The sequence below is a fragment of the Paenibacillus sp. ACRRX genome, assembly GCF_022346885.1.
Classification (GTDB): Bacteria; Bacillota; Bacilli; order Paenibacillales; family Paenibacillaceae; genus Paenibacillus_B.
Map to the genome: position 1 here is coordinate 201,982 of NZ_JAKRNK010000002.1, position 18,503 is coordinate 220,484.

General features: G+C 49.2%; 1 protein-coding gene. It reads right to left on the reverse strand.

The genetic code is table 11. The annotated features are described in order from the left end of the window. Nucleotides 1-148: 148 nt before the first annotated feature. Nucleotides 149-18,478: an SDR family NAD(P)-dependent oxidoreductase gene (locus MH117_RS06610; protein WP_239327890.1), complete on the reverse strand. Its 18,330-nt coding sequence runs from the start codon at nt 18,476-18,478 to the stop codon at nt 149-151. Nucleotides 18,479-18,503 lie beyond the last annotated feature (25 nt).

Consider the following 18,503-nt stretch of genomic DNA (forward strand, 5'->3'; position numbering starts at 1 on the left):
TCGTCAATCGACCTTCTTTGATCCGTTTGTACAACTGTTTCAACTCATCCTTCATCTTTGCAGTTCACCTCGTTGCTCATAGTCAGGTTGTTGCATAGTTGCATAATAAAGAGGCTATCTCCTAACGGAATAAGAGATAGCCTGCAGTTTACAGAAGTGCCAAGCTTTTGATATTGATAAATTGTTCCAACGTCAATTCGTCTTTGTCTATTTGTTCAATGATATTCAAAAATAGCTGTTCCTCTGATTCACCTTGCTGAATGGTGACTTCATTAGAAGGATTGCCTTTATATTGGTGTCCGGTCATCGACGACAGCCTTTGAATATCGCCTTCCAGCACCATAATCTGGGATCGTTGTGAAGCCAGCGCGAGATACAGAGCTTTCTTCCCCGTATCGGTTTGCAATGCGGTCAATCCTGTTTTTTGCAGCATTCGCTGTTCTGTTTCGGCATCTACTTGCATGCCTCCCTCTTTCCATAGCGGCCAATTGATTGACAACGTATGACCTTGGCGTGTGCCAGCTGCGTGCAATTCGTTGCGGTACTTCGCAAAACGGTCCATAAAAGCATTTGCCATCGCATAATCCGCTTGACCGGGATTGCCCATTGCTCCCGTTAACGAAGAGAACAAGATGAAGAAATCCAAATTCAAGCCTTTGCTCGCTTCGTCCAGATGAACAACTCCGGCTACTTTGGGCGCCAACACTTCTTCAAGTTCATCCACATTTTTTTTAAGCAAGTAGTTATCCCGGATTACTCCTGCGCTGTTTATAATTCCGTTAAGATGTCCGAATTTGTCACAAATGTGTTGAATCAATCCGTGCACTGCCAGTCTGTCAGCTACATCGGTTTGTACATATACTGCTGTAGCACCTAACGTTTCCAGCTCCTGTAGTTCTGCTTGCTTCTCCGTACTGAGCTTGGATCTTCCGGTGAGAATTAGTGTGGCTCCGCTCACTTGGCGGGAGATTTCCTGCGCGAAGAGCAGTCCCAATCCGCCAGCTCCACCAGTAATTAAGTACACGCCTCCGGCTTTCCATGGAATCACCGCTTCAATCTGCACAGCGTCTTTCCGTTCATTCCAGCATTCGACCCAGCGTATTCCGTCTGTATATCGAATGTGAATGTCTTCTGGACGGTTACGGTTTTCCTTAAGCTTTTCCATAAGGGTGATCGCATCCTCTACAGCTACCGTTTCGATTAGTTGACCGATCAGCTGCGGGTTTTCCTGACGAGCAGTTTTGAGCAAGCCGGCCAGTCCGGCCATGACCTGCTGTTCCCCGTCAGTTGAGATTACGAGCTGTATCAGAATGTCCCCTTTAGGCTTGCTGAGAATCAATGCCTGAACGTGTTGAAACAACTGTACAGCACATTGCCTGTACGACTGTTCTAAGCTGGCGTCAGCCGCAGTCAAAAGAATACAGTCCGCCTCCGGCATATTCTCGTCAATGAGTTTGTGCAATCTGTCAAATGGCTGGGCAAGGAAGACAATGTGCTTGACATAATCCTTGGCGGAGATTTCTCTCTCCGGGGGCTGCTCCCGCCAGCCTGGTTCAAGCAGCATTGTTCCCATAGCCGAGTTGGCCGGGGAAAATTCGGCTGCACTTGGCATGACCCGGGACGCAAAACCGCTTATGCGAACGGATACAGAACCCTCTTCATCACACAACTCGATATCGAGCTTGCGTACTCTGTCGTTTGCCATCGTACCTGTGCTGTATCGGATATACGCCCACATGTCAGCAACGCAGGGAGCAAATACTTCCATCTCATCAAGCGCAAAAGGCAGTGAAACTGCAGGTTCGTCCGCAGTTGTGGTTTCGGTGCTCATAGAAAGACCAATAGAAGCCTGCAGAGCAGAATCGATCAGGCTCGGATGCAGCACATACTGCTGCTCTGTCTCCGCTAGGATGGAAGGCAAGGTCAGCTTCGCCAGCACCTGTCCATGGCCCAAGAATATGCATTTGATTCCTTGGTGGCCCGCCCCGTATGCCAGTCCCTGCTCTTTGAATGCTTCGTAACATTCGGAGCCTTCCAGTATGCCGTAATTGCACGCTGCTCGCAGCGCAGATAAGTTAAGGCGTGGCGCTTCTACGGCTTCCTCTATACTAGCTCGACCCTGGCTATATACGGTCCGCTCGCCGCTGACAAGTGTTTCACTGTAGATTTCGTAACGAATCTCTACGTCGTTTTCGAGATATAACCCGATGTGCGCCTCAATCGACTCCCCAATCAAACGCAGCGGAGCTGGCCATACCACATGCTTTAATCGGATGGTAACACCGTTGCTGTCCGTTAATCCCGCTGCTTGTTCTACTGCTGCCCGCGCCATCTCCAGATGTGCTGCGCCTGGAAGCACCCGCTGCCCATTCACCTGATGGTCGCTCAGGAAGAACTCTGCACCCGTAAATAGTGAACTGAAGCGGTTCCCAAATAAATTTGACGTGTTCCGATGCAGCAGCGGGTGCAATTGAAGCTTTGATTCTAGCGGGGTAAACTTACTGCCCGCTGTGCTACCTCCCTCTAACTCCACTTGAGGTACCCAATATCGTTCTCTTGCAAACGGATAAGCTGGCAAACTCATTCTGCGCGGTGTGTCATATCGATGCAGCTTGCTCCAGTCCACACGCAGACCTTTTACCCAGAGCTCCAGCAGCTTGTCATATTTTCTGCGCTCACACCACTTGCCGACGGCTTCCTGCAGCTCTCCATCCACAGCAAATACAGCGAGCATGTCGTTGCTGCGCTTCACTTGTCCACGATACATATCCTCAATATCACTGCGGCCTTCGGTATAATCTGTCAGCTTTGCTTCTAATTCCTTCATAGAATCTGTAATAATGGCCAGCCGTTCTTCCATCGCTTCGCGACCGACTTGCAGGGTATATGCAATATCTCTTAGATGAATTTCCGTATAACCCTGCTCCTGAATGGCCACCAACAGCTGCTTGGCTTGAACTTGTAGCCGTTCTTCGTTTCTGGCGGATAATACGATTATTGTGGGCTCTTGCGGCGATCGTGCAGCAGAATCATCTACCGCATCCATCGGGATGTACTCTTCGATAATGACATGAGCATTCGAGCCTCCTGCTCCAAATGAAGAGATGCCCGCGATTCGTGGCAATTCGCGCAGTTGACCGTCTACCCCAACCAAGGGCCGCTTCCATTCGGCAAGCTCTTGTTGAACGGCGAAAGGCGTTGCGCTAAAATCAATGTTCGGATTGCTCGTCGCCGAATGTAAGGATGGAGCCAATTGCTTATGCTTAAGCTGCAGCAGCACCTTCGTCACCCCGGCGATCCCGGCCGCGCTCTCACAGTGTCCGATGTTCGATTTTGCCGATCCAAGGGCACAGAATTGGTTGTCCGGTGTAGACGTTCTGAAGGCCTTGACGAGCCCCGCCAACTCAATTGGATCGCCTAAGGAGGTACCGGTTCCATGGGCTTCCAAGTAACTGACGGACCGCGGATGAACGCCGGCTTCCTTTAGCGCTCTTCCAATCACGCTTGCCTGCGCATTTGGATTAGGGACCGTATAACCATTCGTTTTGCCTCCATGATTAATGGCCGTGCCCTTGATGACTCCATAAATATGGTCCCCGTCCGCGATCGCTTTGGATAATGGCTTAAGCAGTACTGCACCTACGCCTTCACCTGGTACATATCCATCCCCGCCTTCTCCGAAGCTCTCGCAGCGCCCTTTGCTTGACAAGAAGCTGCCTTGCGTCAGCATCAAATACTTATTCGGGTGAACCGACACGTTCACACCGCCTGCGATAGCTAACTCGCACTCATCCTTTTGTAGGCTTTGGCAGGCTAGGTGGATGGACGTCAGCGAAGAGGAGCACATCGTGTCAACTGCCATGCTCGGTCCATGAAAATTAAAATAATAGGACACCCGATTGGCAATCGATGCCGGGCTTCCGCTTAGAGCAAAAGGCATGCCTTTAACCTGCGCCTGCGCTCCATACAATTGATACTCTTCATACATCACACCCACATATACGCCAACCTGACCAGGAAAATCGTGTTCCACAGAAGCGCCCAACGCATCCCTCGTGTAGCCTGCATCCTCAATCGCTTCATAAACGCATTCCAAAAACAGTCGCTCTTGCGGGTCCATCACTTCGGCTTCTCGTGGAGATATGTTAAAAAATAACGGATCAAACCGATCCACCCCCTCGATGAAGCCTCCCCATTTACCACCGATCATTTTGTTCTTGCTCTCGTCTACATACAGTTGGTAATTCCAGCGATCTTTTGGAACTTCCGTTATGGAATCTTTTCCGTTCCTCAGGTTATCCCAAAATTGATTAACATTTTCCGCCCCCGGGTAACGTCCCGAGAGTCCGATTATGGCGATATCCAAGGACCCAGTAGCCTTCACCGCCGACGCTTGTGGTTCCAGAAGCGAGATTTGGGCGTAACGCTGTTTTGCGCCATTACGGACTAGACTCTTCATCGGTTGATTCACTGGGAGTGTAACTTCCTTCGGCAAGTCGACAGGGACCGCTTCCAGTTTCACGTTCAGCAGCCTGATGAGCGTCGCCCGATGTGATTTCAGAAAGTACGTCGTTAGTTCCCGGATCGTCTGATATTCGAAAAATAATGTTTTAGATAAAGAACCAAATACGGTTTCCAATTGATCGGTCAGCTGCATAACCATCAAGGAATCAATTCCATACAACTCCATCGGAGCATCTGCCTCGATCCGTTTCTCTGGAAGCTTGAGTACCGTGGAAAGCTGCTTTTTAAGGAATTGTTCCGCTTTCCCTTGCAGCACATCCTGCCCCGTCTCCCGAGCTTCCTGCTGATGCTCTCCCCTAGCAAACAAGCTGAAATGAACCTCGCGAATAAAGCTGATAAACTGGTTGACTGTCGCGTATTCATAAAAGATCGTCGTTGGCAAATCGAGCTTGTACGTCTGATTCATAGCAGCCGCAAGCTCAGCCAACATCGCTTGATCCAATCCGTAATCGGTCAGCTCAACATTGACGTCGATATCAGCAGGCTCTACTCTCAACATGTCAGCGATGATGTTCATCAAATAAGCTTGCATTTTATCCAGCTCCATAGAGCGATTAATCGACTGATTCTCACTCTTGTCTCTGGCTGCAGTCTCGCTCGCCGTCCGTAATGAAGCCTGTGCTGCAGCCTGGTCTACACGGTCCGCATGGTCCGCAAACTGGACTGTGCTTCCCGGCATCTTAGCGGACGCTCTCATTTGCGCTGCATGGCCGTGTACAGCCATAATTCGATTCTTCCCGGTGGCGTATGCTTGATAAAGGAGTCGAATGCCCATCTGTGACTCAAGCGGGAGCATGCCCGTTTTGTCCGCCATTCGCTTCTCTGCTGCTTCATCTACGCGCATTCCACCTTCTTTCCAGAGTGGCCAATTGATGGACAGCGTTCGCCCTGGCCGTTTGTCCACAGCGGCCCATTCATGGCGGCGTTCTGCAAAGCGGTCCATAAAAGCGTTCGCCGCCGCATAATCCGCTTGACCTGGGTTGCCCATCGCTGCGGTAATAGAGGAAAACAAAATGAAGAAGTCCAGCTCCTCATCTTTGCTGGCATCATCTAAATGAACGACTCCAGCCACTTTCGGAGCCAGAACTTCTTCCAGTTCATTCACCTGCTTCATGAGAATATAGTTGTCTCGGATTATTCCGGCGCTGTGGATAATCCCGTTCAAACTTCCAAATTCTATCCGAATTTGTTGAATGAGCTGGTCTACAGCCTGTTTATCCGTCACATCCACTTGCCGATAGACTACCCGCGCACCAAGTGCATCCAAAGCCTGCAGCCTCGCTGCTTTTTCCGCGGACAGCTTCGATCTTCCCGTGAGTATCAAGGTAGCCTTCTCTGTTTGTCGGGTGATTTCCTGTGCAAATAGCAGACCCAAACCGCCTGCCCCTCCGGTAATTAAGTACACACCTCCCTTTTTCCAAGGGATTACCGTTTCATTTGGATTATCGGCTTTCATTCCTTCCCAGCGTTCTACCCAGCGTTTGCCGTGCGCGTAGCGAATTTGAATGTCATCAGAGCAATGCCGATTCTCCTTGAGCTTCTGGACGAGTGCCAGCCCGTCTATTTCTGCTGGTACTTCGATGATCTGCCCGATCAGCTGCGGATTTTCCAGCCGCGCGGTCTTTATCATCCCTGCAAGCCCGGCAAGGATTTGCAGATCTCCGTTGCTAGGTGTAACGAGTTGGATCAGGACATTGCCATCCGGCTTACTCTTTATCACCTGTTGAATGCACGCAAACAACTGGGCGGCGCAGCTTTCGTACGCCTTGTCTATTCCTGAAACGACGCCCGGCCGCAGCCGCAGGCACTCCACTTCAGGCATCGCTGTAGCTATATGTTCGTAGAGCCGATCATCAACAGCGGCGAGGATGACCATTTGCTTGGCATAATACAGCTGCGGACTGTTCCAATTTGTTGTTGCTTGTTCTTTCCAGATTGGCTCGAATAGAATCGATTCTATGCCTGATGAGGACGAGAGCATATCCGTATCTCCTGTCGTAACCCGCGACGTGAAGCCATTCAAACATACACAAATGTGTCCTTGCTCATCGCATAGCTCAATATCTAGCTTCTGCAACTTCGCTGCTGCAGTGCTGTCTTTGCTGTATCGGAGGCGAGCCCACATCTCAGCTTTGCATGGCGCGAATATGTCCAATTCCTCCAGCGCAAATGGCAGGGCTGGTGTATTTGCAGCCGGTTTATCCGTTCCATCACTTATAAGAAGCCCGATTGCGGCCTGCAATGCTGAATCCATCAAGCAAGGATGCAGTACGTACCTCTGCTCCGTGCTGGCCAGACTGTGTGGAAGCTTCAGCTTGGCCAGCACTTGCCCCTGACCTGCGTAGATCCGTTCGATTCCTCGATGTCCTTCTCCGTATGAAAGTCCAATCGCTTCAAAAGCTTTGTAGCAGTCGGTGGCAGAGAGTTCTCTTTGGCTGCATTCCGCTTGTATAGCCGCTACATCAAGACAAGGGATGTCCCCTTCCAGTCTGTGGAAGCTGACACAACCTTTGCTGTATACCGTTCTATCATCGGTTTTTTTAGCGTAAATCTCGTAACCAATCTCCCCGCTGTCTTCGGGATATAATCCGATATGGGCTTGTACAGGCACTTCCTCCACGCGCAGCGGATTCGCCCACACGACATGCTTAAGCCGGACCACGACTTGTGATTGCAGCGTATTCGCAGCTTCCTCTTGTTTTGACATTTCAGCCGCATATTCAGCTGCTGCCCGCGCCATCTCCAAGTACGCCACGCCTGGCAGCACCTTGCTGCCCATGACCTTATGGTCGCTCAAGAAAAACTCGTCGCCAGTAAATGTAGAGCTGAACCGCTGTTCTGCAAAGCTTGACGTATTGTGCTGCAGCAACGGATGGTACTGCTGTGTTGGCAGTGAACCCGTCGAATCGCTTTTTGACGGAACTGCTGCCTCTGCCCAGTAGTGCTCCTTCGCGAACGGATACGGCGGTAGATGTACTCGGACTGGTCTAGCCCCATCGACATCCATGAGTTCGATCGGAATGTCATAGCCTTGGCAGTATAAATCTGCCATGGCATACAGGTTTTCCTGATGCTTCCGCATATTTTGGACAGTTTCCTTACTTTGCCGCATCAGTTCATGCATATACTGCCGCAGCGCAGCCTGCCCCTCGAAATCTCGCGGCACCGTGCTGCGGAATATATTCGGCCGTTTTTCCATCAGCTTCGCCTGCGTCCAGGTATAGACAGCATCTTCACGGTCAACTACCACGATAGCGCAGCGGTGTTTGAAATGGTGCCGGCCAGCGTGCAGCGTATAGCTAATCTCAGATAAGGTTTGGCCAGCAGCGAACGATGCGGACTGCTGTGATTTCTCCGCATGGTCATCTAAGATTGCTATCAACTGTTGTATCTTCTCTTGCAGTGCTTCCTCGGTTTTGGCAGACAAGGGCAGCAAATAATAAGGGGCATCGTTAGATGTTCTAGCTTGTCTCTTTCTAACATAGCTTTGAACGACGAGATGAGCATTTGTCCCGCTCATCCCGAAAGAACTAACCGCCCCTATTCTTCTGCTGCCGCTGTTTTCTGCCCAAGGCCTGCTTTGTTTATTCACATAGAACGGGCTGTTTTTCCACTGGATATACTCGTTCTCTTGCTCGCAATGCAAACTTGCTGGAATGGTGTCATACCGCATCGCCTGCACTAAGCTGATCAAGCTGACGATACCCGACGCTGCCAACGTATGCCCAAGGTTCGTTTTTGTAGAAGTTAATGCACAATAGCGCTCTTTATTTGTTTGCGTTTGAAATGCGTTGACCAATGCATTTACTTCCACCGGATCGCCCAATTTCGTTCCGGTTCCATGCGTCACAATATACTCGATCTCTTCTGGATTTATATCATATTTGCGATACACGTCTTTCAGTAAATTGGCTTGCGCCATACCGCTTGGCGCCGTAATGCCGTTTGTTTTCCCGTCGTAATTGATTCCGCTGCCGCGAATGACCGCGTAAATCGGATCGCCGTCTTCCTCGGCGCGGGACAATCGCTTCAGCACAAGCGCTGCGACAGCTTCCCCGGGAACCATTCCATTTGCCCGCCGATCAAAAGCATAACATCTGCCTTCTTCTGAAAGCATACCTGCCTGTTTCATTACTTCAAACGGCTCCACGGATAGCATCAAGCCGACCCCGGCAGCTACCGCTGTATCACATTCAGCAAGACGCAGGCTCATGCATGCCTGATGCACAGCAACCAAGCCAGAGGAGCAAGCGGTATTTATCGCCATGTTGGGTCCGGTTAAGTTTAAGAAATAGGACAAGCGTGCAGCCAGTATTGCATTGTGATTTGATGTGATCGAAGCATCAGACCCTACCAGCTTTACGTAATCATCATTGTTTTCAATCCCTACAAACATGCCAATACAGTTGTGTTTCAACTGTGCTTCGCCGTAACCCGCATCCTCCAGCGCATTCCATGACTCCTGCAGCAATAGCCGCTGCCGCGGGTCCATGGTTTCCGCTTCGCGTGGAGAGATTTCAAAGAACAACGGATCAAACTCGTTCACTCCCGGAACGAAGCCGCCTTTGCAAGCACAATGCTGGACTCCCCGAATATAAGGGCGCACTGCTACCATGTCGGTAATAACCTCTCTGCCTTCGGCCAGAATGTTCCACAACTCATCAACCGATCTCGCTTGCGGAAACCGGCCGCTCATACCGATGATCGCTATCGGCTCAGCAGCGCTTAATGCTGAATTGCTTGGCGACTCTACGTCAACAGAGATCTGCATCTCCTCTTCTCCCCATTCTGCTTGAAAAAGAATTGAGGAAGCAGCTGTTGAAGGGGAAGCATCACGTGCGGAAATAGGTGTCAAAGCCGATGCCGCTTCCTGCGGCGCTACTTCGCTGTAGAACGCTTGGATCGTATCCGGGAATGTGCTTAATACATATTCAGTAATCCGCAGCAAGGTAGAATATTCGAAAAACAGTGCCGGCGATATATCGACTTGATAATGCAATGCGATTATCTCGGCAAAATTAGCCAAGCCAATGGAATCGAAGCCGAACTCGGCTAAATGATCGTCGATATCGAGCTGTTCCATAGGAATATGCAGCAGTTGTCCAGCTAATTGCTTCAGATCCAGCTCCACACATTTCTCCACGCTTAAGCCTCTCATGCCCGTTCGACTAACAGTACTCGCTGCACCGAATTCGCGGACATTATTCGCTTGTCCATACTGGTGCGACTGTTTCTGCTCTTGAGATTCTTGCTGCCGCTCAAGGTATACCGGATTCTGATTAGGTTCCTCTACTAGCCCTAGGAAACGATGCACCCGCTCTCGTTGTCCAGCAAGGATCATAAACTGTGACTTTTGCTGCAACAACATTTGCTCAAACAAAGCGATGCCTTCGTCGTTGTCTAATAAGCGCTGTCCGCTTGTTTTCATGTACATATGTGTAGCTGAATCGTTGCCGAAACCCATACCCCCGTGTCTCCACAATGGCCAATTGATGACCAGTGCTTTGCCCGGCTCTATTTGATTTCTATGGTGTGCATAACTCATTTGGAAGCGGTTGGCAACGGCATAATCACACGAGCCGAAATCCCCCAATATGGCGGCTGTCGAGGAGAAGTAGCATATAAAATCCAATGCTTCTCCTTTTAGTACTTCATCAAGCACCAACGTGCCTGTGATTTTGGGAGCCACAATACGAGAAAAGTCATCCATGCTCTTTTCAAAAACATGATGGTTGCTCATCAATCCGGCTGCATGAATGACACCACTAATGCCTCCGAATTGCTGTCTGGCAAGCCGGATTCCTTCCCGCATCCCATCCAGATCACAAACATCCGCTTGCACGAATAACACTTTACTTCCTAATTCTACTATTTTGTTAATTTTTGATTGTTTTTCCGTATTCAACAGTGCTCGGCCGATCAGGATCAAATTCACGGCATACTTTTTGGCAAGCGCTTCAGCAAATATAAGGCCTAATCCTCCAGTACCCCCTGTAATCAGGTAAGTCCCTCCACTGCGGACCGAGCGGGCGCAGGCATTAACAAGTTCAACCGATTGAATTTGGCTGACATACCGTTTTCCCTGCCGATACAAGACGCTCTGCGCAGCCTCTGCATGCAGCTCCTCCACGATATGGGTCAAGCGTCCCTTGCTCCCCTTCATAGTGGATTCCAGATTCATTTGAACAGCTTCTTTGCAAATGATGTGGACTCGCATCTTAGGCATGACTAATCGCAAGGATTGCTTGAATCCGTTCCAGGCGTCGAGATAACAGAACTCGAGCCCATCCGCGAATTCACCAGCTAATAGCAACCGATGTGGCTTGATTTGTTCCGTGTGCATCGCTTGAAGCATATATAAAATACCGGAATATTCCCTAACCCATTTTCGATCTTCCATGGCCCACAAATATAGTACAGTGTCTACATCTCCATGCTCCTCGCGGATGCTGCGAAATGCTTCTTTATAGGACTGTCCTTCGTTGGGAAGAATGCTATACATGTTAGCAGCCACTTTGCAAAAATGGGTTCCGGCAGTTATAAAAATAAGATAGGTTTGCGAATGAATCATCCGCAGTTCCGCGGAGATCTCCTGCTGATTGGAGGTGTCGGACAGAAAGCAGATTACAATCTTCATTCTGTCCCCCTGCAAAGCCGGGAGCTCAGTTATCTCCTCTGCCTGCCACACTTCCTCAAAGGTCATCGTTTCATACACACCCTGGTGATCTGTAGTTTGCTGCCCGATTTCCAAGGCATTGTCATCCTGCAACGGCTTGGCGGACAGCGGCATATGGGCCGGTGTGATACTGGTCAATGGCTGTATGTCCTTTGCGACCCAATACTGTTCATTTACAAAAGGATAAGTCGGCAGACTCATCCGCCGAGGCTTGTTGTCTGAATTGACATACATTGTTTCCCAATCGATTTCAAAACCTTTGACCCATAACTCCAGCAAATTAACATATTTTCCGCGTTCAAACCATCTGTTGACGGTGTCAACCATCTCTTCATCAGCGGTAAAAAGCGCCAACGCCTCTTTGTTCCGTTTAACGTTGCCACGAAATACCTCCTGAAGATCCAGCTGGCCGTCGACATAACTACTCAACTTTCTCTGGATCTCTTCGACAGAACCGGCAATTAAAGAAAGCCGCTCATCCATCGCTTCTCGCCCAACCTGCAAGGTATAAGCCAGATTTGCGATGTTTATGTCCGTACAACCCTCTTCTTCGATAAAGGCTAACAGTTGCTTGGCCTTGACCATCAACCGTTCTTCATTCTTGGCAGACAGTACGATCAACGCGGGAGGACTGGATGAGGCAGTAGACTGGACATCGACCGCTTGAGTAACATATTCTTCCAAAATCACATGTGCGTTCACGCCCCCCGCACCGAACGATGAAACTCCAGCTATTCTCGGGTACTCCTGGCATTTCCCGTCCAGCTCCATAACTGGCCGCTTCCATTCACCCAGCGTTTGCTGTACGGCAAATGGTGTGCTGGAAAAGAAAATATTCGGATTTAATTCCCCGGCATGCAAGCTCGGTGCCAACTGGCCATGCTTCATTTGCAGAATGACCTTTGTTATTCCGGCGATGCCTGCAGCCGCTTCCAAATGACCAATATTGCTTTTTACCGAGCCGATTGCACAGAAGTTGGTATCCTCCGTATCTTTTGCAAATGCTTGGCACAATCCAGTAATTTCAATAGGATCGCCAAGCTCCGTTCCCGTTCCATGCGCCTCGATGTAACTGATCGTACGAGCATGTATCCCCGCCTTTTCTATGGCCTCCCGTACAAGCTCACCTTGTGCAGTTGGGTTCGGAACGCGATAGCCATTCGTTTTGCCGCCATGATTCATGCTCGTTGCACGAATAACCGCATAAATGTGATCGCCATCGGCAATCGCTTTAGCCAACGGCTTCAGAATTATAGCACCTACGCCTTCTCCGGGCACAAAGCCGTTCGCTCCGGCTCCGAAGCTTTTGCATTTGCCGTCAGACGACAGCATTTGGCCTCCGCACAGCTCTACGTAATTGGAAGGATGTAAATATAAATTTACACCGCCCGCTATCGCCATTTCACATTCTCCGTGGCGAAGATGTTCACAGGCTATATGCACAGCGGTTAACGAAGAAGAGCACATCGTATCGAGTGGCATGCTGGGGCCCTTCAGATTGAACAAATACGATACACGATTTGCAATGGAGCCGAAGGACGTGAACGGAAATAGTTCTCCGCCTTTGCCGATTAGTGTCGGACCGTGTAAAGCATAGCCCGTCTTTGTGACCCCTGCATATACGCCTACGCGCCCTTTGTGCCGCTCTGATATTAGTTCTTTGGTGTACCCTGCATCTTCCAGAGCCTCCCAACAAGTTTGTAGAAACAAACGCTCCTGAGGATCGATGTTCATAGCCTCACGCGGCGAAATAGCAAAGAATCGCGGGTCGAATTCAGCAAAGCCATCAATAAATCCTCCCCATTTGCTGTAGCTTTTACCGCGCGCAAAAGCCTCTTTACGATCTGGATCATAAAAATGTTCGAGCGGCCAGCGTTCTTGCGGAATCTCGCCGATGCAGTCCTTGCCCTGCTTCAGATTGCTCCAAAACGCTTTAAGATTTGGGGCCTGCGGATATTGACCGCTTAGTCCAATAATCGCAATAGGCTCATCTTCGCCATCCGCATGATCCGGGCGACCATTCTTCTGCTGCTCCCTGTTCGTTAGTTGTGAATTTGATACGTCTTGATTTACTTTATCATTCGTTACCGATGTTATGGTTTTTCTCCCGAAGGTCGAAGCCGGCTTAATGTCGGTCACGGTGGCTGATTCATTAAAATTTGTCCACTCCGCACATTTTTCCGGATAATTCGATACCAAAGCATTCGCAATTTCGTGTAAGGTCCGATATTCATAAAACAACGTTTTTGAAATCGATCCATAACGTTGTTCGAGCTTTTCATTCAGCTGCATGACGAGAACGGAGTCGATCCCATAATGCTCCAAAGGCTCATGCACATCGATCTGATCCACAGTCACCTTAATTTCCTCGGCAAAAAACAATCTGAATCGGGCAAGCATTAATTCCCGTAATTGTTTTAATCGTCTTTTGTCAAAGTCGTGATCCGTTGATTGTGCATCAATAGGGTTGTCTGTACGAGCATCGTCTGCGTGCAGGAAGAAATGCTTTAACTTCGGAATGTCTCCGGCAAGCACCATAAGCCGCTGCTTATCCCAAACAAATGCTTCGGATAAGGCGCTCAGACCCATTTCCGACGTCATTCCAGTCATCCCTGTTGCCTGCTTCATCATCGCTTCGATTTGACCACCCACATGCATACCGCCTTCTCTCCAAAGCGGCCAGTTAATCGAAACGGAAGCTCCATGGCGTTTTTTCTCAGCGACCAACTTATTGCGATATACCGCATATTGATCCATGAATGCATTGGCCATCGCATAATCCGCTTGACCTGGATTTCCTAATATACCGGTGAGCGAAGAAAATAAAAGGAAGAAATCTAAATCCATCCCTTTGCTTGCCTCATCCAAATATACAGTCCCGCTTACTTTAGGAGCCAACACGCTACTCAGTTCTGCTGCCGTTTTCTTTAAAATGTAATTATCTTGGATAATACCCGCACAATGAAGTATCCCGTCAAGACGGCTCCAAGTGTCCCGGATCTCCCTTATCAAGCGGTTTACTGCAAAGCAATCTGTGACATCCGTCTTATAATACTGAACCTGTGCACCTACCGTTTCCAGTTGCATGAGCTTTGCATGCTTCTCTTCGTTCAACTCTGTTCTTCCCGTGAGAATCAAAACGGCACCTTTCACTTGACGGGCGATGTCGTTCGCCAGGACAAAACCTAACCCACCAGTTCCCCCGGTGATCAAATAGATTCCTCCGTCTTTCCATGGAAGCTGCTTTATCTTTTGGGATTCCTCTGCAGCCATTGCTTGCTCGCACTCGCGCCAGGTGGACACCCATCGTTTTCCTTCGTTATATCGAATATGGACATCCTGAGGGGCCTGCCCATTATCTTTGAGTTTTCCTATCCAATCGTTAGTTGGTACTTCTCCCGGCTCTATTTCAATCAACTGCCCAATCAGCTTCGGATTCTCCAGTCTTGCTGTTTTTAATAGGCCTGCAAGTCCGGCATGTAGCTGGGCTTCTCCCTCCCGGGGGACAACGATCTGAACCAGCACAAATCCTTCAGGCTTGCTCTGAATAATCGATTGAATTTCAGTAAATGCCGCTGAAGCATAATCCTCGAACCGACGTTCCAATTGATTATGCTCTGATAGTAAACGAGTGCACGAAACCTCGTTCCAACGGCTCGTAATCTCCTTATGTAATCCTCCAATATCAGATTCTTCACACAGTATCACAATATGATTGGTGTAGGTGGCCAGCTCAGCTCTCCTTGATACGGGTCTCTCTTCCCAAATAGGCTCCAGCATCACGATGCCCGTTGCTTCTTGCATAGACGGATGATCGAGTTCTAGAGATCGAGTGGTGGTAGTTTTGCTGGCTGAAGGTTTTTGCTGCGTCTGCACCCAGTACCGTTCTCTGGCGAATGGATAAGTAGGTAGTGAAATCCTTGAGTATCCGCCGCCGTCAAATAGTTCACTGTACTCCAACTCATATCCTTGCACAAAAAGATCGGCAACTGCGGACAAGCTTGCAAAGAAGCGAGAAGTGTCACTGGCCTGTTTGCATTCTTGGATGCTTTGGTTTCCTGCAGAACGCTCCAAGGCGTTCTGATGTTGCTGCTCATTACGATCTAGGACAGACACATAAAGCCCGCTCGCTGTTCCCGTGTCCAGCCATGCTTTCAATAGGCTGGAAAGTTCATCAGGATCTTGGACGACGCAGGCCAAACGGCAGTTCATATGCTTCCTTCCTAACAACAGCGTATAACTCATATTTCCGATATTTACAGAAACATCTGTTTCGCAATAGGCTGCCAATTGACGGGCTTGTATGCGTAATTGTTCAAGTGATCGAGCAGACAATACGACTATATAGCTGGGCTGCTCCGAGTGCTTTCGCTCCACCCTCGGCGCTTCTTCAAGGACGATATGTGCATTTGTACCGCTGAATCCAAATGAGCTGACGGCCGCACAACGTTTAGTATTCGCGTTAACAGTCCAATCCTTCAAGCTCGTATTGATATAGAACGGACTGTCTGTGAAGTTGATATTTGAATTGCCAACCCGGTAATGAAGGGACGGTGGTATTTGCTTATGTTTAAGCGACAATAAAATTTTGATAACACCCGCAATTCCGGCTGCCACCGTCAAGTGGCCGATATTGCTCTTAATCGAACCGAGCGCACAAAATTCCGCCTTGTCTGTATAATTGCGGAAAGCCCGTGTCAACGCCTTATATTCAATAGGATCGCCAAGTTGGGTACCCGTACCATGTGCTTCTACCATCTGGATCTGCTCCGGATGGATGCCGAATGTATCGTATACATGCCGTTCCAGCCGTTCCTGCGATTTGGCGCTTGGTGCTGTAATGCCATTGGTTGTACCGTCCTGATTGATTCCGCTTCCGCGAATAACGGCATATATCTGGTCACCGTCTGCGATCGCATCCTCCAAGCGCTTCATCACAATCGCGCCCGCCCCTTCTCCTGGGACAAAGCCATCCGCCCGCTCATCGAACGTATGACAGCGCCCTGTCGGAGACAACATACCTGCCCGATTGGAGCAAAGAAATAAATTCGGCGTGGATTGAATAAACACACCACCTGCCAGTGCCATTTCAATTTCCCCTGCCCATAGTGCCTGGCATGCGAGATGAATGGCTACCAAGGAACTGGAGCACGCCGTGTCTACGGCGATTGCGGGTCCTTGCAGATCCAAATAATAAGCAATCCGGGCAGGGATCAACGAACCTGAGTTCCCCCAAAACGCTTGAGCCGGGGGATTATCGCCGAGAATATGGAGATAATCCGTGCCGCCGCTCCCTACATACACACCGCATGTTTTTCCTTGAACGCCTGCCCCTGCATATCCCGCATCTTCCAACGCGCTCCAGGCCAGCTCCAGAAATATCCGCTGCTGCGGATCCATGTACGTCGCTTCTATACCCGAAATATTAAAAAAGAGCGGATCGAATTGATCGATATTGTCGACAAAACTTCCGAATTTACAATACTCCGCCCCCTCAGGGTAATACTCCGCCAAATTCCAACGGGATACTTCCTGAATTAAATCGGTTCCACTTGCAAGATGAGTCCATAGCTCATCTACAGATGTGGAGCCCGCAAACCGACCGCTCATTCCGATAATGGCGATATCGGTTCTTTCAGCTTTTGTCTCTGTTCTTGCAGCGGACGTCCCTTCAGCACGAGAAAAGCGGTTGGTAGGTGTAGCTCCTGTGTTCTTCCTTTTATTTTGCCGAATCGGGGCTACCATCGAATCTTCTTCCGCTGCTGCCGCGTGCTGAGCAAGGCTTTGCTTAAGTGCATCAGCATGCTGCGATAAAATATGCTTTGCCAACTGATTTACGGAGTTATAGTCAAATAAGTCCGTGCTTTCGAGGTCAACCTTCAACGTACGGTTTATGAACCGTACCAACTGCACACCCGTAATCGAATCTACCCCATAATCGGAAAACGATTCGTCATGATCGATCAGATGAAGCTCGACTTTGAGCGATTCCGATATGTTCTGCATAATCATGTGCTTGACATGAGCCGCCACCACGGAGTCCGTCACCTGATGGCAAAGCTCAAGTTCTGTGTTCACAACTGCTTCCTTCTTTTTCTTCGTCGCTGCATCGTTATCAGCTGCTTTGCAATCCAGAATGTGCGACTTGGCTTTTTGAGTGAGCCGAATTCTGCCATCGCTTCCGGCGGCAATAATTTGTTGACCGAGTGCTTTTGCATCGCTTGTCGGGAAGTTAATGGAGTGGTACCCTTCTATTTCCAATGATTTTTTCCATGATTCGCAATACAATCCAGGGCAACCCGGAATTCGTCGCGTCTCATCCTCATATAGCCACCAGCCCTGCAGCAATCCAAAGGTGACGTGGTTAAATAACGTTCTATCCGTAATTTCATTGAGGACAAGCAGGCCGTTTTTTTGCAGCAAGGCTTTTACGTGCCGCAGCGTATGCCTAATATTTTGAGTTGCATGGAGCACATTGGCGGCAATGACGATATGATAACCGCCCAATTCGATTCCTTGATCTATGATTGATTGTTCGATGTTCAACATTTTGTACGTTAAAAAAGGATTTTCTGCTCCATACTCCTTTTCTGCATGCAGCAGAAAAGCTTTGGACACATCCGTATAACAGTATTCCTCCATATGCTGCCGGTAAGGCTCAAGTCTACGGAATACGGTAGCGCTTGTTCCACCTGTACCCGCACCGATTTCTAACATACGAATGCGGGCGCTTGGATCTCGGCGAAGGTGCTCCTGTATATAACTGACAATTGTATCGGCCAATCTTTCATTAAAATAATCCGCTATCTGGTTATGCTTATAAATACCTTCAACCAAGGACAATGAGGAATTTGGAAACATGATTTCGGAGGCCGCTTTTTTTCCAGTTAGGATTTGCGGCAGCGCCCGCAGCATGGTCTCTGCCAGAATCGCCTGCGACTTCGTGTTGGAGTCCTCCAGCCATGCCGCTTTTCGGTACTCCCACTCTCCCCATGCCGAATCCGCTGAAGCAGTATTGGGCATTAAAGAATAGAAGTTATCTCCATCCTCGACAATGTAATTAAAGTCCTTTAAGAAGTGTGTGGTGACATGGAGCCATTTGTCATACACCGGGCTCAGGTTGGCTGCTGCTTTGCGACTTGACATTAACGTGGCCGAATCAGTAAACAGTTCTAGCGTGCGGAGCTGCTCCCACAGCAGTTTGACGAGCAGTTCACCCATTTCATGCATGTGCTGCTTCTGCAGATGGATATAATCGTAATCCGCTTCTGTGTGCATGTATCATCTCTCCATTACACGAATG

Coding starts and splice junctions, on each gene's coding strand:
- MH117_RS06610 (WP_239327890.1), bottom strand. CDS start 18,478: ATGCACACAGAAGCGGATTACGATTATATCCATCTGCAGAAGCAGCAC.